General features: G+C 51.0%; 19 protein-coding genes. 6 read left to right on the forward strand and 13 right to left on the reverse strand.

Annotated features, from left to right (window positions below):
- The first annotated feature begins 115 nt into the window (after positions 1 to 115).
- Positions 116 to 1,096 (forward strand): MBL fold metallo-hydrolase, encoded by a 981-nt coding sequence (locus NCTC9997_RS09670; RefSeq protein WP_064977968.1) that lies wholly within the window; start codon positions 116 to 118, stop codon positions 1,094 to 1,096.
- A gap of 71 nt (positions 1,097 to 1,167) precedes the next feature.
- On the opposite strand, the gene NCTC9997_RS09675 is transcribed toward NCTC9997_RS09670, so the two are convergent.
- Together NCTC9997_RS09675 and NCTC9997_RS09680 are read right to left on the reverse strand one after the other, a co-directional pair.
- A complete protein-coding gene (locus NCTC9997_RS09675; protein WP_197665194.1) occupies positions 1,168 to 1,635 on the reverse strand; it encodes a GNAT family N-acetyltransferase in 468 nt (155 codons plus the stop codon).
- 96 nt (positions 1,636 to 1,731) lie between these two features.
- Positions 1,732 to 2,109, reverse strand: coding sequence for a hypothetical protein (locus NCTC9997_RS09680; RefSeq protein ID WP_064977970.1), 378 nt, complete (start codon positions 2,107 to 2,109; stop codon positions 1,732 to 1,734).
- A 524-nt stretch (positions 2,110 to 2,633) separates the two neighbouring features.
- Here NCTC9997_RS09680 and NCTC9997_RS09685 point away from each other — a divergent pair.
- Positions 2,634 to 3,167 (forward strand): cytochrome b, encoded by a 534-nt coding sequence (locus tag NCTC9997_RS09685; protein WP_039045670.1) that lies wholly within the window; start codon positions 2,634 to 2,636, stop codon positions 3,165 to 3,167.
- Between the two features lie 174 nt (positions 3,168 to 3,341).
- On the opposite strand, the gene yciH is transcribed toward NCTC9997_RS09685, so the two are convergent.
- The 9 genes from yciH to hisC form a co-directional block, all read right to left on the reverse strand.
- On the reverse strand, positions 3,342 to 3,665 hold the full coding sequence (gene yciH, locus NCTC9997_RS09690) for a stress response translation initiation inhibitor YciH (RefSeq protein WP_010864026.1): 324 nt from the start codon (positions 3,663 to 3,665) through the stop codon (positions 3,342 to 3,344).
- Between the two features lie 41 nt (positions 3,666 to 3,706).
- Positions 3,707 to 4,414, reverse strand: coding sequence for an orotidine-5'-phosphate decarboxylase (gene pyrF, locus NCTC9997_RS09695; RefSeq protein ID WP_039045669.1), 708 nt, complete (start codon positions 4,412 to 4,414; stop codon positions 3,707 to 3,709).
- A gap of 154 nt (positions 4,415 to 4,568) precedes the next feature.
- Positions 4,569 to 5,738 carry a lipopolysaccharide assembly protein LapB gene (gene lapB, locus NCTC9997_RS09700; protein ID WP_039045668.1) on the reverse strand — a complete coding sequence of 390 codons (1,170 nt, stop codon included), beginning with the start codon at positions 5,736 to 5,738 and terminating at the stop codon, positions 4,569 to 4,571.
- Entirely contained in the window at positions 5,738 to 6,052 is a 315-nt protein-coding gene (locus tag NCTC9997_RS09705) for a LapA family protein (protein ID WP_010864029.1), read from the reverse strand. The genes lapB and NCTC9997_RS09705 overlap by 1 nt, the downstream gene beginning before the upstream one ends.
- A gap of 161 nt (positions 6,053 to 6,213) precedes the next feature.
- Positions 6,214 to 6,501, reverse strand: coding sequence for an integration host factor subunit beta (gene ihfB, locus NCTC9997_RS09710; protein WP_010864030.1), 288 nt, complete (start codon positions 6,499 to 6,501; stop codon positions 6,214 to 6,216).
- Between the two features lie 67 nt (positions 6,502 to 6,568).
- Positions 6,569 to 8,239 (reverse strand): 30S ribosomal protein S1, encoded by a 1,671-nt coding sequence (gene rpsA / locus NCTC9997_RS09715; RefSeq protein ID WP_010864031.1) that lies wholly within the window; start codon positions 8,237 to 8,239, stop codon positions 6,569 to 6,571.
- Positions 8,240 to 8,389: 150 nt separating this feature from the next.
- Positions 8,390 to 9,070 carry a (d)CMP kinase gene (gene cmk, locus NCTC9997_RS09720; protein WP_039045667.1) on the reverse strand — a complete coding sequence of 227 codons (681 nt, stop codon included), beginning with the start codon at positions 9,068 to 9,070 and terminating at the stop codon, positions 8,390 to 8,392.
- Between the two features lie 308 nt (positions 9,071 to 9,378).
- On the reverse strand, positions 9,379 to 10,680 hold the full coding sequence (gene aroA / locus NCTC9997_RS09725) for a 3-phosphoshikimate 1-carboxyvinyltransferase (protein WP_064977971.1): 1,302 nt from the start codon (positions 10,678 to 10,680) through the stop codon (positions 9,379 to 9,381).
- 92 nt (positions 10,681 to 10,772) lie between these two features.
- Positions 10,773 to 11,876, reverse strand: coding sequence for a histidinol-phosphate transaminase (hisC, locus tag NCTC9997_RS09730; RefSeq protein WP_064977972.1), 1,104 nt, complete (start codon positions 11,874 to 11,876; stop codon positions 10,773 to 10,775).
- A gap of 350 nt (positions 11,877 to 12,226) precedes the next feature.
- Here hisC and gndA point away from each other — a divergent pair, with 350 nt between their 5' ends.
- Positions 12,227 to 13,651 (forward strand): NADP-dependent phosphogluconate dehydrogenase, encoded by a 1,425-nt coding sequence (gene gndA, locus NCTC9997_RS09735; RefSeq protein ID WP_064977973.1) that lies wholly within the window; start codon positions 12,227 to 12,229, stop codon positions 13,649 to 13,651.
- Positions 13,652 to 13,760: 109 nt separating this feature from the next.
- On the opposite strand, the gene serC is transcribed toward gndA, so the two are convergent.
- Positions 13,761 to 14,849, reverse strand: coding sequence for a 3-phosphoserine/phosphohydroxythreonine transaminase (serC, locus tag NCTC9997_RS09740; protein ID WP_064977974.1), 1,089 nt, complete (start codon positions 14,847 to 14,849; stop codon positions 13,761 to 13,763).
- 290 nt (positions 14,850 to 15,139) lie between these two features.
- On the opposite strand from serC, the gene hdeA reads away from it, so the two are divergent.
- Complete coding sequence (gene hdeA / locus NCTC9997_RS09745; protein WP_010864037.1) at positions 15,140 to 15,559, forward strand: acid-activated periplasmic chaperone HdeA; 420 nt, start codon at positions 15,140 to 15,142, stop codon at positions 15,557 to 15,559.
- A 154-nt stretch (positions 15,560 to 15,713) separates the two neighbouring features.
- On the opposite strand, the gene gyrA is transcribed toward hdeA, so the two are convergent.
- Positions 15,714 to 18,341: a DNA topoisomerase (ATP-hydrolyzing) subunit A gene (gene gyrA / locus NCTC9997_RS09750; RefSeq protein ID WP_064977975.1), complete on the reverse strand. Its 2,628-nt coding sequence runs from the start codon at positions 18,339 to 18,341 to the stop codon at positions 15,714 to 15,716.
- A gap of 262 nt (positions 18,342 to 18,603) precedes the next feature.
- Here gyrA and ubiG point away from each other — a divergent pair, with 262 nt between their 5' ends.
- Positions 18,604 to 19,317: a bifunctional 2-polyprenyl-6-hydroxyphenol methylase/3-demethylubiquinol 3-O-methyltransferase UbiG gene (gene ubiG, locus NCTC9997_RS09755; protein WP_047707845.1), complete on the forward strand. Its 714-nt coding sequence runs from the start codon at positions 18,604 to 18,606 to the stop codon at positions 19,315 to 19,317.
- On the forward strand, positions 19,317 to 19,979 hold the full coding sequence (gene gph / locus NCTC9997_RS09760; protein WP_064977977.1) for a phosphoglycolate phosphatase: 663 nt from the start codon (positions 19,317 to 19,319) through the stop codon (positions 19,977 to 19,979). Before ubiG ends, gph begins: the two co-directional genes overlap by 1 nt.
- The last annotated feature ends 396 nt before the right edge of the window (positions 19,980 to 20,375 follow it).

Below are 20,375 nucleotides of genomic sequence, written 5' to 3' on the forward strand. Positions count from 1 at the left end.
TCCAATTCGAAACCATAAGGTTTTAATATACAAACCAAAGACACATTTATCACATTATATTTTTGAGTGACACTTCAGCTTTCTATTGCGGAGAGAGAAATAGCAGGAACACGTCATGAAGAAATATTGGTGCAAAATCGTCGTCGGAACCGCCTTATCCTGTATAGCGACGATGGCTTGGGCAGAGCAACCACAGCCATCGGCAGACTCAACTTTCCGTGTTACCCTACTCGGTACAGGAACGCCGCAACCACAGGCTTACCGAGGCGGATATAGCACACTGGTTGAAGCCGGACAGCAAAAGCTCGTTTTCGATTTTGGACGCGATGCGGCGACACGACTGTGGCAAATGCATATCCCACTTGGTCAGGTGAATGCATTTTTTCTGACTCATTTTCATTCTGATCACACCGTTGGCCTTGCCGACTTGTGGTTAACCGGCTGGCTACAGCCCCCTTATGGTAGACGGACACAACCCATGGCGCTGTATGGTCCAAAGGGGATAGCGACTCTCGCCAGTGGGCTACAGCAGGCTTATGCCACAGACATCGGTATTCGTCATAAAGATGAAGGCACATCTTTAGACGGAGTGAAAATCGATGCCATAACCATTCAACCGGGTAAGGTATACGATAAAGATGGCGTTCAGGTGATCGCGTTTAATAATGACCATGGTGTGAATATCAAGCCGTCTTTTGGCTATAAGATCATCTATAAAGGCCATACGGTGGTCCTTTCTGGCGATACTCGGTATAGCCCTGAAGTCGTCAAACAAGCGCAGCATGCTGACCTGCTTGTCCATTGTGTGTCGCTCACATCCGCAGAAGCACTGCGTGAGCATCCCGCCTATAAAGCGGTTGCAGGCCATCTGTCATCACCACAAGATGCTGCGCGCGTATTTGCGGAGTCAAAGCCCAAATTGGCCGTCTTTAGTCATATTGGGCTCAACGGCAATGTCTCAGAAAAGGATATCGCCAATATTGTTGAGCAGCGCTATTCAGGCCCATTTGTAATTGGTGAAGACCTCATGCATTTTGATATTCCAACACAGTCCTCCAACGGATCCATTGCTATTTGGAAAACGGCAGCACATTAATAGGCTCAATATGGCAGCGTCTATTGCTGCCATATTCGGCAAGTCGTAATGACATGGCGTTGAGCACGCAATTACTCAACAGTGCGCTTTTCCATCAGAAAGTTGGTAAGCACTTGTCCGTTAATGGCGACCTGCTGCTCTTTGACGACGCGAAATCCAAAACGCTCAAAAAATAGCTTGGCTGTAATGCTGACATGCGAGTAAAAGCGAGTAATACCTCGCTGATGGCCAACTGCCAAAATATGTGCCATCAATGCCCGGCCAACACCTTGCCGTTGGTGCTGAGAATGGCAAAAGAAATGATCAATGTACCCATCGTCCTGTAGATCAGCAAAACCGACTGCTTTTCCCTCTAGCTCCACGATAAAAGGGTGCATTGCATCAATACGTGTTTGCCAAACCTCCCGATCCAAACTGGCCGGAGCCCACGCACACAGTTGAGCTTGTGTATAGTCGGCGCTATTTACCGCATTAATAGTGTCATACTTCAGTTGCCACAAACTCTCCGCATCACTTGGCGTATACATACGTATTTTCATGACGCTCACCGCTCTCAATAATTTCAGCGACATAAGCCTTGCGGCGTTGATTTACTCTGAACACTACCATTATCAAATTTTGATTATAAACTGATGCTAGCGGCACGTTGCGTTCCCTAACACCATTTCTACATGATGATGGCTATTGTAAGCTGAGGTAAGTTCGCCCACACAGGTCAGTGTTTTGCCCATCGATTGCTGTCTTAGCTTTTCATCATCGGAAAATTCAGCCAAGCTCAACTGAATACGTTGGATACCGTCAGCATCCGGTTGGTATTCCATCTCTTCATCCCCGCCAGAGACACACACCGCCTGCGGTAATTTAAGCAGCAATACCGTCTCACTCGACTCAGCATCTTCCAGCGCAAATGTTTGACTATATAGAGTACCGCTAAACTCTGGGTTCGCATAAGAGATGCACTGACTAGCCCAACATCCCTGAGAAAATGCCATTAACAATGCAATACGCTTCATGTACGCCCTTGTTGAATTTTATACTTTCATTGACTGCATGCCATGATTAAACCGCAGTCATTGCCCAAAGCAAATAACTCACTTTAGCTAACATACTAAAGACAACGACATCAGACTTAACGTCATAGCCAACAATTACTGCTCAGCGCCGAATTCCATGCCGTATTTATTATTATGCTGATTTATTATTGAGTCAGCCTAAATAAGTTGATGTTGGGATAATTTCAGCTCATCTCACCATCACGGAGCATCACATTTATTTACAATCTAGCGGGGTAAATCATTACATTGCTTAGTGAGTAACGCCCTGCTCTTCCGCTATAGTCTTAGAGCTATCGACATTTCTGTTGTATTTACTCTTCCTTTACTCCGCCAGCCTTTGGGCTGGTCTTTTTTTCGCACCAAGCATGCAGCAGAAAATGCGCAGAGTATAAACAGCAGCATTCATAGTCTTAATTCATATCAGCCGCTAGGTTACGATATGTTAATCTCAAAAATATCTTGGATAACACCGAACTGCCATTATGACTCGTTTTAGTAAATCTCAAATTGCGCTGCACTGGCTGACCTTACTGCTGATCTTACTTGCTTATCTCTCAATTGAGTTTCGTGGGGTGTTTGTAAAAAACTCACCGGCCTATTTACTGATGCGCGAAATCCACTATAACTGCGGCGTGCTAGTCTGGGCGCTAATGCTAGTACGCGTCGTATTGCGCCATTTACTGCCCGATCCTGCTATCATCCCCACCCCACCACGCTGGCAACATCTGGCTGCGAAGTTGATGTATCTGGCCCTTTACCTATGGTTTATCGCCCTGCCGGTCCTTGGTGTATTGCTGATGGCCTATGGGGATAAGAGCTGGTCTTTCCTCGGCTTTCCGATTACGCCGTGGGTCACGCCTGATCCGGCCACAAAATCATTGCTCAAGGAATGGCATGAAACATTGGCCAATATTGGCTATGCACTCATCGCGCTGCATGCTACGGCTGCGCTCTATCATCATTACATCATCAAAGATAATGCCTTACTGCTCATGATGCCGAAAAAGAAATCATAAGGTAGGGAAATGGCGGAGGGCTGCAATACACTCTGCGCACAATACCAGTCGACATACGCTAAAAACCTAAAACAAAGCCCGCCGATTGGCGGGCTTTACTCTTATTACTGCAATACACACTGAAATCGCGTTTCAGCCTCTTATCGCTGCATCACAATGGCATGCGGTTAAGCATCAGCCACCGGCCAATTTCACCTTCATGCCTTTGGCTTCCAGCAGCTGTTTGATCAGATCCCGCTTATCGCCTTGGATTTCAATCACTCCGTCTTTCAACGTACCGCCACAGCCGCACTTTTTCTTTAACTCAGCAACCAGTTTGGACAGCTCGGCATCCGGCAAATCAACTCCCGTAATCACGCATACGCCTTTACCTTTACGGCCACTGGTTTGGCGCTGAATACGTACCACCCCATCCCCTTTCGGGCGGCTAACCACGGGAGCCTCTTCTTTAATTCGCCCCGTTTCGGTCGAATACACCAGACGAGAATTATCATTCATACTTCAGTTGCTCCTGTCCGGATAGCAAAAACAAAGCGCTATTATGCCAGAGACAGACGGATATTCCGCAATGTCTGTGCCGGATCTGCAGATTGAGTAACCGGACGACCAATCACCATATAATCTACGCCAGCAGCCACCGCCTGTTTCGGAGTCATGATCCGGCGCTGATCGCCAACGTCACTGCCTTCCGGGCGGATCCCTGGGGTGATCAGTTTAAACTCTTGGCCACATGTGGCTTTAAGCAGACTGGCTTCATGTGCCGAGCACACCACCCCATCAAGACCGGCGCGCGCCGTCAATTGTGCCAAACGCTGCACGTGCTCTGCAGGCGACACTGAAATCCCAATACCCGCCAGATCCGAGGCTTCCATGCTCGTCAATACCGTGACAGCAATCAGCAGTGGCGCATCTTTGCCATAAGGCTGCAACGCTTCGCGCGCCGCCACCATCATGCGCTCGCCACCACTGGCGTGCACATTGACCATCCACACCCCCAGCTCTGCTGCCGCGGCAACGGCATGTGCACAGGTGTTCGGAATGTCATGAAACTTCAGGTCCAAGAACACATCAAAGCCACGCTGCTGCAGCGCACGCACGAAGTCCGGACCAAACAAGGTAAACATCTCTTTACCGACTTTCAGGCGGCAATCGTTCGGATCGATACGGTCGACAAATGCCAACGCTGCATTTTGATCCGCATAATCCAGAGCCACAATAATGTTTTTTTCAGTCACATCGGAGAGCATGTCTTATCCTTTTTCCCATCAATCACACTAGCAAGCCCTGCGTATACCGTGCTCAGTAGACGCAGATAAAAAAACAGCAGCCCATACAGGCTGCTGTAAATAAAAATAACGACCGGCCAGCATATGACCGGACATGCGATAAGCGTGAACGCACTTACTCACCATCCAACCCTCGGATTGGTTTCACAGTCGCCCAACTGCGACAAGATGGACAGTGCCAATACAGTGCATGCGAGGTAAAACCACACTTACGGCAACGGTAGCGCGGTTTAGTGCTAATTTGTTCGGCCACCATCCGCTGCAACGACGACAAGCTCTCTTTAGCTCGGCCATCTTCAGCCTCAGCCAAGTGATACTGCATCAGACGATGGAATAAACGCATCGTTGGATGGCGCATCAACTCACGGTTGATATAGGTTTGAGCAACCTCAAGGCCTTCTTTTTGCTCTAGCATGTCGGCCAACATCAACTCGGCCATCGCACCGGCATTGGCATCAGTACAGCGCATTAAGAAACTTTGCAGCAGATCTGGTCGGTCAATGGCCTGATAACACTCTTTCAGCATGGGCAGCGCTTCGGGGATAAAATCGATATCCTGCTCCAAAATGCGCTCTAGCTCATTGGCTGCTTTTTGCCATTGCTCGCTCGACATCCACAACCGCCCCAGCATCAAAGAGACGCGGGCACAATTACGATCGGCTTGGCCGGCTTTTTTCAGCAGCGCAAAGGCTTTATCGCAATCATTGTCGGCCATCGCCTGCAGCGTCAGCTCACAATAAAAATGGGCAATATCGGTATTAAGGCGCGTTTTACCCAGCTTAATCAGTTTTTCGGCTACGGTAATGGCTTTCGCCCATTCACGGGTAGCCTGATAGATAGTCAGCAGCTGCTGCAGCGCTGACTCACGAAAATCCGGTTCGTCCACCAACTGACTGAACATATCTTCAGCGCGGTCATATAAGCCAGCCGCCAGATAGTCCTTACCCAACTGCTGCATCGCCAGCAAACGTTGGTCGAAAGTCAACGTGGCATTTTCCACCAAGGCTTGGTGAATACGAATAGCTCGGTCAACTTCACCGCGCGAGCGAAACAGATTACCGAGTGTGAGGTGTGCTTCTACCGTACCACTGTCTTCCTTGAGCATATCAAGAAACAGATCAACGGCTTTATCCTGCTGATTGGAAAGCAGGAAGTTAACGCCGGCAACATACTCGCGCGAAAGACGGTTAACTTCCTGTTGTTCATCTTGCCGAGCACTTCTGCGCCCCATATACCAGCCATAGGCAGCGGCTATTGGCAGCAACAGAAACAACAGCTCAAGCATTACTTGTCCTTATGTTCTGGCTCGGTCGTCGCCACAGTGGTGGAAGCAGCTTGCTGATCCAACTGTTGTTGCTGACGTTTAATCTGACGATGAGCACGGCTGAGGTTAAAACGTACACGGATATAAAACAGGCCGCAAATGATCCAGCCCAGAACAAAACCGGTGCCAAATAGCATAGCCAATAAGGAAGAAAGGCGGAACTGTCCTTCAGCCAATAAATAGTTAAAAGTCACCAGTTCTTCATTTTGGGCACCCAGTGTGACCCCTATGATGAAGACAACCAGCGCAGCTAAAAAACCTAAGAGATATTTCACATCAGTATCCTCTGTGCGGTCACAAATTCATGTGAATTATGCCAAAAAATAGGGTATCACAGCCACTGCGCGATATCGCGCATGATCTCAAAAATACACCTTTCGCACAAAAGAAAACGGCATCCCGAAGGATGCCGTTTATTATTTATCCGTATTGCGCCTTACTGAGCGTAAATATTAACCCGCTCACGTAATTCTTTGCCGGGTTTAAAGTGCGGAACCTGTTTACCTTCGAGTTCAACTTTCTCTCCGGTTTTCGGGTTACGCCCGACACGCGGCGCGCGATAGTGCAGCGAGAAACTGCCAAAGCCACGGATTTCGATACGTTCGCCGTTAGCGAGTGTATCACCCATATGATCCAACATCTCTTTGATCGCATCCTCAACCACTTTGGCAGAAAGATGAGATTGCTGAGTAGTAAGTCTTTCAATTAATTCAGACTTCGTCATAGGCCCTCCGAGGGTGGCTTATTCGCTTTACCATCAGGCGGTCAGCTGACCGCCTGAGTACGGTTAATTATTCGCCTTTAGCTGCTTTGAATGCTTCAGCCATAGCGTTACCGAACGCAGCATCATCTTGCTTGTTCAGAGTAGCCATTGCTTCGCTTTCTTCAGCCTGGTCTTTAGCGCGAACAGACAGGTTTACAACGCGGTTCTTACGGTCAACACCGGTGAACTTCGCTTCAACTTCGTCGCCAACGCTCAGAACCAGAGTAGCGTCTTCTACGCGGTCACGAGATGCTTCAGAAGCACGCAGGTAGCCTTCAACGCCGTCAGTCAGTTCAACAGTAGCGCCTTTTGCATCAACTGCAGTTACTTTACCAGTAACGATAGCACCTTTCTTGTAAACAGACATGAAGTTGTTGAACGGATCTTCTTCCAGTTGCTTAACGCCCAGAGAGATACGCTCGCGCTCTGCATCAACTTGCAGAACTACGGCTGCGATTTCGTCGCCTTTCTTGAATTCACGAACTGCTTCTTCGCCTGCTACGTTCCAGGAGATGTCAGACAGGTGAACCAGGCCGTCGATGCCGCCTTCCAGACCGATGAAGATACCGAAGTCAGTGATTGACTTGATCTTACCTTCTACGCGATCGCCCTTAGCGTGGGTTTCTGCGAACAGCTGCCATGGGTTAGATTTGCACTGCTTCAGACCCAGGGAGATACGACGACGCTCTTCGTCGATGTCCAGAACCATAACTTCAACAACATCACCCACGTTAACAACTTTAGATGGGTGGATGTTCTTGTTGGTCCAATCCATTTCGGATACGTGTACCAGACCTTCAACGCCTTCTTCGATTTCTACGAAGCAGCCGTAATCAGTCAGGTTGGTCACACGACCAGTCAGGCGAGTACCTTCTGGGTAACGCTTAGCAATAGCTACCCATGGATCTTCACCCAGCTGCTTCAGGCCCAGAGAAACACGAGTACGCTCGCGGTCGAACTTCAGCACTTTAACAGTGATTTCGTCGCCAACGTTCACGATTTCGCTTGGATGCTTAACGCGCTTCCACGCCATATCAGTGATGTGCAGCAGGCCGTCAACACCGCCCAGATCAACGAATGCACCGTAGTCAGTCAGGTTCTTAACGATACCCTTAACTTCCATGCCTTCTTGCAGGTTTTCCAGCAGCTGATCGCGCTCTTGGCTGTTTTCAGATTCGATAACGGCACGGCGAGAAACAACAACGTTGTTACGCTTCTGGTCCAGCTTGATTACTTTGAACTCAAGCTCTTTGTATTCCAGGTGAGTAGTGTCACGAACTGGACGAACGTCTACCAGAGAACCTGGCAGGAACGCACGGATACCGTTCAGTTCTACAGTGAAACCACCTTTCACCTTGCCGTTGATCACACCGATAACGGTAGCAGCTTCTTCGTATGCTTTTTCCAGCATCAGCCAAGCTTCGTGGCGCTTAGCTTTCTCACGAGACAGCTGAGTTTCACCGAAGCCGTCTTCTACTGCGTCCAGTGCTACGTCAACTTCGTCACCGACGTTGATTTCCAGCTCACCCTGGGCGTTCTTGAACTGTTCTGCTGGAATAGCAGATTCTGACTTCAGGCCAGCATCAACCAGAACGATGCCGTTCTGAATAGCGATAACAGTACCACGAACGATAGAACCTGGACGAGTTTCCAGTTCTTTCAGGGACTCTTCAAAGAGTTGAGCAAAAGATTCAGTCATGTTTATTAATCTTCACTAATGAAAGATAACTACCATCTAGCATCCGGCTAAATGGGGTTGCTTCAAAATAGCTCGCCGCATCCATGCAGTTTGCTTCTGTATCTAGCCAATAATAACAAAAAAATGCGGCGCGATGCCAAAGATTCTGCCTTAAAAGTGCAAGGTTTCTTTGATATGGTGCATCGCGGCGGCAATCACTTGCTCAATTGGCATTTCAGTCGAATCCAGTACCAGTGCGTCTGGTGCCGCTTTCAGCGGTGCGACAGCGCGGTTGCGATCGCGATAGTCACGTTCGCGGATCTCGGCCAAAAGGTGTTCAAAGTTAACATCAAACCCTTTGCCCTGCAACTGCAACATACGGCGGTTGGCACGCTCTTCAGCACTGGCGTCAAGAAATATTTTCACCGGCGCATCTGGGAAGACCACGGTTCCCATGTCACGACCATCGGCAATCAGGCCTGGTGCGGCGCGAAACGCACGCTGGCGGCGCAGTAACGCTTCGCGCACACGTGGAAAGGCCGCGGCACGGGAGGCGGTATTACCCACAGTTTCAGTGCGGATATCGTTCGAGACATCCTCACCTTCTAAGATCACGCGGATCTGGCCATCAACCGATTTGAACTGCACATCTAAGTGCGCCGCCAATGGAACTAGCGCCTCTTCAGACTCGATATCCACATGATGATGCAGCGCGGCCATCGCCAACACGCGATAAATTGCACCGGAATCGAGCAGATGCCAGCCCAGTTGCTCAGCCAGTGCCTTACACAGCGTGCCTTTACCTGCACCGCTTGGCCCGTCGACTGTGATCACCGGGGTTGTGTCTGACATAGCATCCTCCGTTAAGTATAAGTGGGGTAGCACAGAGCAGGAAGTTCTGCCCTGTCTGACTCTGCGCTCAATTATACGGGAAAAGCGCCGTCAACCGAATGCTTTCTCTGTACCGAATGTAAATAACACGCCATGCCACATTACAGGACGCGGTTGCCCCTATGGCAACAAAACATCACACCATACTAACGACCACAGAAAAAAGAAAACCGCGTCGGTGCGCTGCCTAAGTCAGCAGGCAAGCACCAGCGCGGTCAGTGGTAGGCTCGTGATGTTACAGCGCTGAATAAGCCACTGGCGAAATGCAATTAATCCGCTTGCACCAACGTTTGTAGCCGAGTGAAGTAGTCAGGGAAGGTTTTCGAGGTACAACCTGGGTCTAAAATCGTGACCGGTGTATCCGACAACGCCACCAGCGAAAAACACATCGCCATGCGGTGATCGTTATAAGTTGCAATCTCGGCATGTTGCAAATGCGCCGGAGGAACAATACGAATGTAATCGTGCCCCTCTTCCACTTCGGCCCCCACTTTACGCAGCTCTGCGGCCATTGCAGCCAGTCGATCGGTTTCTTTTACCCGCCAGTTGTAAACATTACGGATACAGGTTTCCCCATCGGCAAACAGCGCCGCGGTAGCAATAGTCATCGCCGCATCCGGAATATGGTTCAAATCCAGATCCACGCCGTTTAAGCTGCCACGCTCACACTCGACATAATCATCGGCCCAGCGAATATGTGCGCCCATTTTTTCCAGCACATCGGCAAAACGCACATCACCTTGCACGCTGCGTCGGCCAATACCGGTCACCCGCACAGTGCCGCCGCGAATGGCTGCCGCCGCCAGAAAATAGGAGGCCGACGAGGCATCGCCTTCGACCAGATAATCCCCTGGCGATTCATACTGCTGCTGTCCACGGATATGGAACACTTGATAATTTTCGTGGTGCACCTGCACACCGAAAACCGCCATGATATGCAGCGTGATATCGATATACGGCTTAGACACCAGCTCACCGCGAATATGCAGTTCGGTATCGCCGCTAAAAAGTGGCGCAGCCATTAAAAAAGCGGTCAGGAACTGACTAGAGACCGAGCCATCAATCTCTACGCGTCCACCTTGCAAGGTATTGCCTTGGATCAGTAGCGGTGGATAGTGCTCTTGCTCCAGATAAGTGATGTTAGCGCCAGCTTGGCGCAGCGCATCCACCAGATGGCCAATAGGGCGCTCTTTCATGCGCGGCTCACCGGTTAGGATCACTTCACCGCGCCCAGCGCACAGGGCTGCGGTCAACGGGCGCATGGCGGTGCCTGCGTTACCCAAAAACAGTGTCAGTGGGCTGTTGTCTGGCGATGTTGGAACAGTAAACACCTGCCCTAATCCGTCCACCTCACACACTGTGCGATCAGCAGAAAGACGATAAGAAACACCCAGCGCGCTGAGGGCATTGAGCATATGCCGCACATCATCGCTGTCGAGCAAATTGGTCAATCGGGTGGTGCCGCGAGCCAGTGCGGCCAGTAATAAAGCGCGATTAGATACACTTTTTGAACCGGGCAAATTGACCGTGCCGCTTACGCGTTGAATCGGTTGTAACGTCAGCGATTCCATAGCAATTACTCTGCTCTCCTGCGGTTATTTTTCTGGCTACATAGGCCTAATACATAGTAGGCCGAATATATAATGGGCCGAATACATAAAAATTAGCGAAATAAGACTTCGTCTAAGGCATCCATAAAACGCTGGTTTTCCTGCGCCAGACCGATGCTGACCCGCAGGTGATCAGGCATACCGTAACCAGCAATTGGACGGACAATCACGCCGCGTGCTAGCAATTGCTGGTATACCAGCCCAGCCGGACGCCCCATATCAATGGTGAGGAAGTTACCGGAAGACGGAATGTACGCCAAGCCTCGCGCCTGACAGTACTCCGTTAGCTGCGCCATACCTCGGCGATTAGTCTCAACGGCAGCAACCAGATACTCGGCATCATCCAATACCGTTTGTGCCGCCAACAAGGCTAAGGTATTGCAGTTAAACGGCTGACGCAGGCGATTCATTAAACCAGCCACCCGCGGATCGGATACCGAGTACCCAACGCGCAACCCAGCCAAACCATACGCTTTAGAGAAGGTGCGGCAAACGACCAGATTCGGGAAACGGTTCACCCACGCAAATGAGGGCGAGCGCAGGCTCGGCTCAACATACTCGGTATAGGCTTCATCCAGCACCACCATGACATGCGCTGGCACTTGCTGTAAGAAGGCATCTAACGCTTCAGCGCTTAAAAACGTACCGGTTGGATTATTGGGGTTGGCAATAAAAATAAGCTTAGTACGCTCAGTGATCGCCGCGGCCATCGCGGTTAAATCGTGTCCCCACTCGGAGGCTGGAACCACCACGGCTTTGGCATTCAGTGCCTGCACCAGGAGAGGATAAACGATAAAGGCATGCTCGGCATAAATGACTTCGTCTTGCTCACTGACAAACACACGCGCAATCAACTCCAGCAAATCATTGGAGCCATTACCCAGTGTCAGCTGCGCTTCATCCACGTCAAAACGCTCAGCCAGTGCTTGCTTGAGATAAAAACCGTTAGCATCGGGATAACGGGTCAGTCCGGACAATTCGGCGGTTAATGCCTGCTGCACGCTGGCGGCTAACCCGAGCGGGTTTTCATTCGAGGCCAGCTTCACGATGTTACTGATCCCAAGCTCCCGCTCCAGCTCTTCCACCGGCTTGCCCGCCTGATACGGCGACAATGCGCGAATCCCAAGATTTGCCAGTGCGGTAAAATCACATCCCATTACGTCTCTCCTTGTGTCCGAACTCTCAATCATGCCAGTGCTTATCACTTTGTTATATCGGGTTCTCCGCAAGCTGGCGAGCATAATTGTGTCTATCCGGTTACACATCCGGCCACTGCCTGCGGTTGCTGACGCTGCGTCTTAGTTGCTTGTGACTGGTCATACAAGAGGATTGATAGGTTATCTATATGATTGTTATAGGCAAAACCGATTTGTCTCATTTATTAACTTATTGAGAATAGATAGCAATTACATTTTGTGATATTGATCAATTATCGACGGTTGCGTGTGCATAGGCATGCAGACCTGTTAGGTACAGGATAGGTACGGAATACGAGGCAAACGATAAAATGAATCAACAACAAGTAGGCGTGATCGGCATGGCCGTCATGGGCAGTAATCTGGCACGTAATCTGGCCAGCCGCGGCTTTTCCGTCGCCGTGTTCAATCGCTCTTATCAGAAAACCCAAGAAGTCGTCACCTCACATCCGGAAGCGGGGCTGGTGCCTTATGCTTCACTGGCCGACTTTGTCGCGGCGCTAGAGCGCCCACGCAAAATCATTTTGATGGTAAAAGCAGGCGAAGCGACCGATGACACCATCGCCGGTTTGCTGCCTTTACTGACCGCTGGCGATATCCTGATTGACGGCGGTAATACCTATTTTAAAGATACCGAACGCCGTGCGGCGGAGCTCGCTGAGCACGGGATCAATTTCATTGGTACCGGCATTTCCGGCGGTGAAGAAGGCGCGCTGCGCGGCCCATCTATCATGCCAAGTGGCGATAAAGAGGCCTACCAGCACGTTGCGCCAATCTTAGGCAAAATTGCCGCCCAATATGAAGACGAGCCATGCGTGACATACATCGGCACCGGTGGCTCAGGGCACTATGTGAAGATGGTGCATAATGGCATCGAATACGGCGACATGCAGCTGATCGCCGAAGCTTACGCGCTGCTCAAATACGGCGTGGGGCTTAATAATGAGCAGATGGCCGATATTTTCACTGAGTGGAATAAGGGTGAGCTTAACAGCTATCTGATTGAGATCACGGCGGATATTCTACGCAAGAAAGACAGCCTGACCGGCGAGTATCTGATTGATGTCATTTTGGATGCGGCAGGCAACAAAGGCACCGGTAAGTGGACCAGCCAAAGTGCGCTGGATTTAGGTACGCCGCTGAGCCTGATCACCGAATCGGTTTTTGCCCGTTATATTTCTGCGCTGAAAGAAGAGCGCGTGAAAGCCAGCCGCATTCTGACCGGTCCTGTCGCGCCACAGTTAAGCGGGAAAACTGACGATCTGATTGAGCAAATCCGTCAAGGTTTGTATCTGAGTAAGATCATCTCCTACGCACAAGGCTTTGCGCAGTTGGATGCTGCTTCCCGTGAATATGGCTGGGATCTGCAACTGGGTGAGATCGCCAAAATCTTCCGCGCGGGCTGTATTATCCGCGCACAGTTCCTACAAAAAATCAGCGAAGCCTATGAGGGCAACCTGAAGCCGGAAAACCTGCTGTTAGCGCCATACTTCCAGCAAGCAGCTGAACGCTATCAAGCGTCATTGCGCAATATCACTGCGCAGGCGATTTTGCACGGCGTACCGGTTCCCACTTTCTCGGCGGCGATTGCGTACTATGATAGCTACCGCAGCGCGGTGTTACCGGCCAACCTGATTCAGGCCCAGCGTGATTACTTTGGCGCGCACACTTATAAGCGTTTAGATCGTGAAGGGATTTACCACACTTCCGATTGGAACGTGGCCGACGCAGAGTAAAGGTCACAACTAAGCTCGTGAACTTTCTTGAGTTTGAAAACAAAAAAAGCGCTGTTAAACAGCGCTTTTTTATTATCGGTTATACTCGCTAGCAAGTAACGGCGAGCTATTAACCACGATGGCGCTTAGCAAAGTCATCCATAAAGGCGACTAATGCCTGTACACCTTCAACAGGCATGGCATTGTAGATAGAAGCCCGCATACCACCAACGATGCGGTGACCTTTCAGCGCATGCAGACCAGCAGCAAATGACTCTTCCAAGAACACTTTATCCAGCTCGGCAGATGGCAACGTGAACGGCACGTTCATCCATGAGCGGTTATCAGGGTGTACGTCATTGTGGTAAAAGTCGGACTGGTCGATATAGCCGTACAGCAATTCAGCTTTGGCCTGATTGCGTTTAGCCATCGCAGACAAACCGCCCTGCTCTTTGAGCCAGCGGAACACCAAACCAGACAGATACCATGCGAATGTTGGCGGTGTGTTGTACATCGAATCGTTATCGGCCAGCACTTTGTAGCCCAGCACTGATGGCAGCATGTCGCGCGCGCGATCCAGTAAATCATCACGCACAATCACCAAGGTCAAACCGGATGGCCCGATGTTCTTCTGCGCGCCAGCGTAAATCACGCCGTAACGGCTCACATCAATCGGACGTGATAAAATCGTAGATGACATGTCGGCCACCACAATTTTGTCGCCAAAATCCGGCTCTTCATGAATTTCCAGACCATCGATGGTTTCGTTCGGACAGTAATGCACAAACGCGGCATCATCCGACAGTGTCCATTCACGCATCGGCTTCACCGCGCGTAAACCGTCACGACGCTCGGTGATATCAATCACATTCGGTTGGCAATATTTACCGGCTTCTTTGATGGCACTGTGCGCCCAGTAACCACCATCCAGATAATCGGCGCGGGTCTTATCCCCCAGCAGATTCAATGGCACCGCCGCAAACTGAGCGCGCGCGCCACCTTGGCAGAACAGCACCTTGTAGTTATCTGGAATTGCCAACAAATCACGCAGATCTTGCTCCGCCTGCGCCGCAACCGCCATAAACTGCTTACTGCGGTGACTGATTTCCATCACCGAGGTTCCCAGATCATGCCAATTCAGCAGCTCTTTCTGAGCAATCTGCAATACGTCGGCGGGCAGCATGGCCGGGCCGGCACTGAAATTAAACACCTGTTGCATATTACGCGCATTCCCCGTGTTAGTTTCAACGTTCCCTATACGATTGAGCGGTTGTATCACTCAGCCAATCTTCATGCAAATGGTTTAAAGGTGCGCAGAGCTGGGCTTAGCCGCATGACTGCGCAGATAACGCACGAGCATGCTAACTATGACGATAGGTCAGTTCTACTTTCGCGCATCGCCGATGTAGAGATTTCTACTATAGTGTTAGAGGTTACACAGGCCTCGTCACTGAGAATGTTGTCCAGCGAGGTGGTTATCGTCATTACCGCTTGCTTTGAGGATACAATATGAAACGTACTGTGTTATTCACCCTGCTGGCTCTGACTCTTTCCGCCGGTGCATCTGCGTCTGATACCTTGTCTGATGCGGCCAGCAGCGCCGCCGGCACGGTGGAAAATGCGGCCAACTCTGTGGCTGATGCAGCCAAATCCATGAAAGCGAAACTGTCGCCATCAATGCCTGCTAAACCTATCGCCGAATGGACCTGCGCAGAATTTTTAGCTGTCGATGAATCGTTCCGTCCGAGCGCGGTGTATTTTGCCGAAGGCTTTAATCAAAAAGATAAGCCAGAAGGAGCGATGATTGATATCGCTGGGGTAGAAAAAGCCATTCCCTTCCTGATTGAAGATTGCAGCAAAAATCCGCAAGAAAAATTGCTGAAACAAGCCGAGAAAACCCGCGCCGCGCACGCTGCCGCTGGCCATTAACGATCCCAGCATGCTATGCCTCAAAACCGAAAGTAGAAAACTGCAAATCCAGAAAAACAAAAGGCATCCGTAAAGGATGCCTTTTTTCACTCGAAACAGCGATAGTACTGGGCGAGCGGCAACAGGTTACCGCCACACCCATTACGAGTATTGATTACTCTTCGCCTGGCTCGTCTTGTGCAGACTCGCTAGCAGCTTGCTCGTCACCCTGTTCTGACAGTTCAACACCCTCTTCGGTGCTTTCCTCATCATCATCGGCATCCAAGATACGCTGCAAACCAACCACTTGCTCTTCTTCGCTGGTGCGAATCAAGGTCACGCCTTGGGTGTTACGACCCACCACGCTCACTTCTTTCACTCGTGTGCGAACCAGCGTACCGGCATTGGTGATGATCATGATCTGATCATTTTCCTCAACCTGCACCGCGCCCACAACCAGACCGTTACGCTCGCTGACCTTGATGGAGATAACCCCTTGGGTCGCACGGGACTTCGTCGGGTACTCCGCAGATGCCGTACGCTTACCGTAACCGTTGGCGGTGACAGTCAGGATCTCACCCTCGCCTTTTGGCACGATCAGAGAAACGACTTTGTCTTGCTCGCTCAGCTTGATGCCGCGCACACCGGTCGCGGTACGGCCCATTGGACGCACTTGATCTTCGGCGAAACGCACCACTTTACCTTCGGCGGAGAACAGCATCACTTCGTCATTACCGTGAGTCAGATCCACACCAATCAGGGTGTCGTCATCATTCAGGTTAACAGCGATGATACCGGCGCTACGCGGACGGCTAAAGTCAGTCAGTGGCGTCTTCTTCACTGTACCGTTGGCTGTGGCCATGAAGATGTACTGATCATTCGCATACTCACGAACCGGCAGGATCGCGGTAATACGCTCGTTTTCTTCCAGCGGCAGCAAGTTCACAATCGGACGGCCACGAGCACCGCGGCTGGCCAATGGCAGCTGATATACCTTCAGCCAGTACAAGCGACCACGAGACGAGAAGCACAAAATGGTGTCGTGGGTGTTAGCCACCAGCAGACGTTCAATGAAGTCTTCTTCCTTCATCTTAGTCGCAGACTTGCCTTTACCACCACGGCGCTGTGCTTCGTACTCAGTCAGCGGCTGATACTTCACATAACCTTCGTGCGACAGTGTGACCACTACATCTTCCTGATTGATCAGGTCTTCGATGTTGATGTCAGCACTGTTGGCAGTGATTTCAGTACGGCGCTGATCGCCAAACTGCGCGCGAATGCTGGTCAGCTCTTCGCAGATCACTTCCATCAGACGCTCTGGGCTTTGCAGGATATGCAACAGCTCAGCGATTTGTGCCAGCAGCTCTTTGTACTCGTCCAGCAGCTTCTCGTGCTCCAGACCTGTCAGCTTGTGCAGACGCAAATCCAAAATAGCCTGCGCTTGTTGCTCAGTCAGGAAGTACTGGTTTTCACGGATACCAAACTCAGCCTCCAGCCAGTCAGGACGGGCAGCATCAACACCGGCCGCTTCCAACATGACGGACACATGGCCCAGATCCCAACCACGCGCAACCAAACCGGCTTTCGCTTCAGATGGAGTCGGTGCACGGCGGATCAGCTCGATGATTTCATCGATGTTCGCCAGCGCTACGGCCAAACCTTCCAAGATATGAGCGCGGTCACGGGCTTTACGCAGTTCATACACGGTACGACGTGTCACCACTTCACGGCGGTGCAGCACGAACGCTTCCAGCATGTCTTTGAGGTTCAGCAGCTTCGGTTGGCCTTGGCTCAAGGCTACCATGTTGATACCAAACGTGGTTTGCAGCTGGGTTTGCGAGTACAGATTGTTCAGTACCACTTCACCGACCGCATCACGTTTGATCTCAATCACAATGCGCATGCCGTCTTTGTCAGACTCATCACGCAGGGCGCTGATCCCTTCAACTTTCTTGTCTTTTACCAGCTCGGCGATCTTTTCGATCAGGCGCGCTTTGTTCACCTGATACGGGATCTCGTGCACGATGATGGATTCGCGGCCGTTTTTCTCGTCCACTTCCACTTCAGCGCGAGCGCGCAGGTACACTTTACCGCGACCGGTACGATAAGCATCTTCAATCCCACGACGGCCATTGATGATTGCTGCCGTCGGGAAATCCGGACCCGGAATATGGGTCATCAGCTCATCAATGGTGATCTCTGGGTTTTCGATGTAGGCCAAACAGCCGTCGATCACTTCGCCCAAGTTGTGCGGTGGGATGTTGGTTGCCATACCTACGGCGATACCGGAGGAGCCGTTTACCAGCAGGTTCGGGATCTTGGTCGGCAATACTGCCGGGATCTGCTCGCTGCCGTCGTAGTTAGGCACATAATCAACGGTTTCTTTGTCCAGATCGGCCAGCAGTTCGTGGGCGATCTTGGCCATGCGCACTTCGGTGTAACGCATCGCTGCGGCGGAGTCGCCGTCGATGGAACCGAAGTTCCCCTGTCCGTCGACCAGCATATAACGCAGTGAGAAAGGCTGCGCCATACGTACGATGGTGTCGTAAACCGCGCTATCACCGTGTGGGTGATATTTACCGATTACGTCACCGACCACACGGGCCGATTTCTTATATGGTTTGTTCCAGTCATTACCGAGTACGCTCATGGCGTACAAGACACGGCGGTGAACCGGCTTAAGGCCGTCACGCACATCTGGTAAGGCGCGTCCGACAATCACGGACATTGCATAGTCCAGATAGGAGCTTTTCAGCTCTTCTTCGATATTGACCGGCGTGATTTCTTTGGCTAGGTCGCTCATGGCGCCACATTCCCTCAGCTAATTGTCGTCTGACCGGATGAAAAAGGTGTAAGACTATACCATAAAAGCAAAGTTTACGCCCAGCGTATCAAAAACAAGACGCCGAACCGGATCGCACAACGCATTTTCAGCGCCGATAAAAAACGCCTATCCAACCTTCAACACAGCCTGCAACGAACGAAGGTCAGCAAAGATACAGCTTGTCGTCTGAATTAGGTATAATCAGCGCAATTATTGTCGTATGAATGGATGCTGTGTAGCCATGCAAAAAACGCTGAACGTCGATCATCAGGAAATTGCTAAATTTGAAGCGGTTGCCTCAACCTGGTGGGATCTGGAAGGGGAATTCAAACCCTTACACCGTATTAATCCGTTGCGCCTGGAGTACATTCTCGACCGCGCCGGTGGTGTATTTGGCAAGCAAGTGCTGGATGTCGGCTGTGGCGGCGGTATTTTGTCGGAAAGCTTGGCCCGCGAAGGCGCTAACGTCACCGGTTTAGACATGGGCAGTGAGCCGCTGCAAGTGGCACGTCTGCATGCACTGGAAAGTGGCGTGCAAGTCAACTATCTGCAGCAAACCGTGGAAGAGCATGCCGAAGCGCACAGTGGCCAGTATGATGTGGTCACCTGCATGGAAATGCTGGAGCATGTGCCCGATCCAGAATCTATCATTCAAGCCTGTGCGCGCTTGGTCAAACCCGGCGGCCATGTCTTTTTCTCGACCTTAAACCGGAACCCGAAATCCTTCTTGCTGGCGATTGTCGGCGCAGAATATCTGCTGCGCATGGTGCCAAAAGGGACGCATGACTTTAATAAGTTCATTCGCCCGTCTGAACTGCTGGGCTGGATTGATAATACCGGCCTGCGCGAACAAGACCTGATGGGGATCACCTTCAACCCGCTGCTGAATCAGTTTTCGTTACGCCCAGATATCGATGTGAACTACATGGTACACACCATTCGCGAGGATCTGTGATGCATTGGGATGCGGTACTCTTTGATCTCGACGGCACCTTATTAGATACCGCCGCGGACATGGCGGCCGCAGCCAATCATGTCTTGCAACACTATGGCTATAACCCGCTGAACGCAGCGCAAATTCAAGCTAATACTAGCCAAGGCGTGCACGGATTGCTGCACGCTGGCTTTGCTGGGGCATTGCCCGATGATATGACGGTATTGCGCGCGCGCTTTTTGGCGTACTACCACGCCAATGTCTGCCGTGATACCCGCTTATATCCTGGCGTCACGGCGCTGTTACAGCAGATCGCGCAAAGCGGTTGCCCGTGGGGAATTGTCACCAATAAGCCTACGGCACTGACGCAAGCGCTGCTGCCCTACTTCCCTGTATTGGCGCAGCCTGCCGTATTAGTGTGCGCAGATACCTTAGCGCAGCGTAAACCACACCCCGCGCCAATGCATCATGCCTGCGCGCAGTTAGGGTTATCGGAATCACGCACTCTGTATCTGGGTGATGCTCGTACCGATATTCAAGCGGCGCAAGCCGCTGGTATGCCGAGTGCCGTGGCGGGATGGGGTTACATCAGCCCAGATATTGATACCCGCGATTGGGGCGCCGATGGCGTTTTTGCCTCCGTTACCGAGTTTATGCACTGGTTGGCAACGCATCGCATCTAACAAAACCAACACCTTATAACAAACCGATAAAATTTGATCTGGCTCATGTTTCGCCCGTTTGCATAATTCCTGTGCGAACAGCACCAGATCAAAAAATTTTTTCTCTGTTGCTTTTTTCACCGGCAAAAATGCTTGCATTTTCGAGAGGCGCAATAGGTGTATTGCACGCAAGTTAGTAAATACTAACATTACCTCTTTCCGCACTGGGTTATCCACAATTCAGAGGCATTTTGTGCACTTGCATCTGCGGCCATACCTCACTATCTTGTTATCCATTCCAAGCGAACACCCAATATGTTGTGGCACATGTCAGACTCACACACTACAGTGTAATGAGCGATAACGAGTGCCATTTATCCATATTTGCCTGTCCGGCCTCCTGTTTCCAACGCCCTG

The sequence above is a fragment of the Plesiomonas shigelloides genome, from assembly GCF_900087055.1.
Classification (GTDB): Bacteria; Pseudomonadota; Gammaproteobacteria; order Enterobacterales; family CAMTGL01; genus Plesiomonas; species Plesiomonas shigelloides.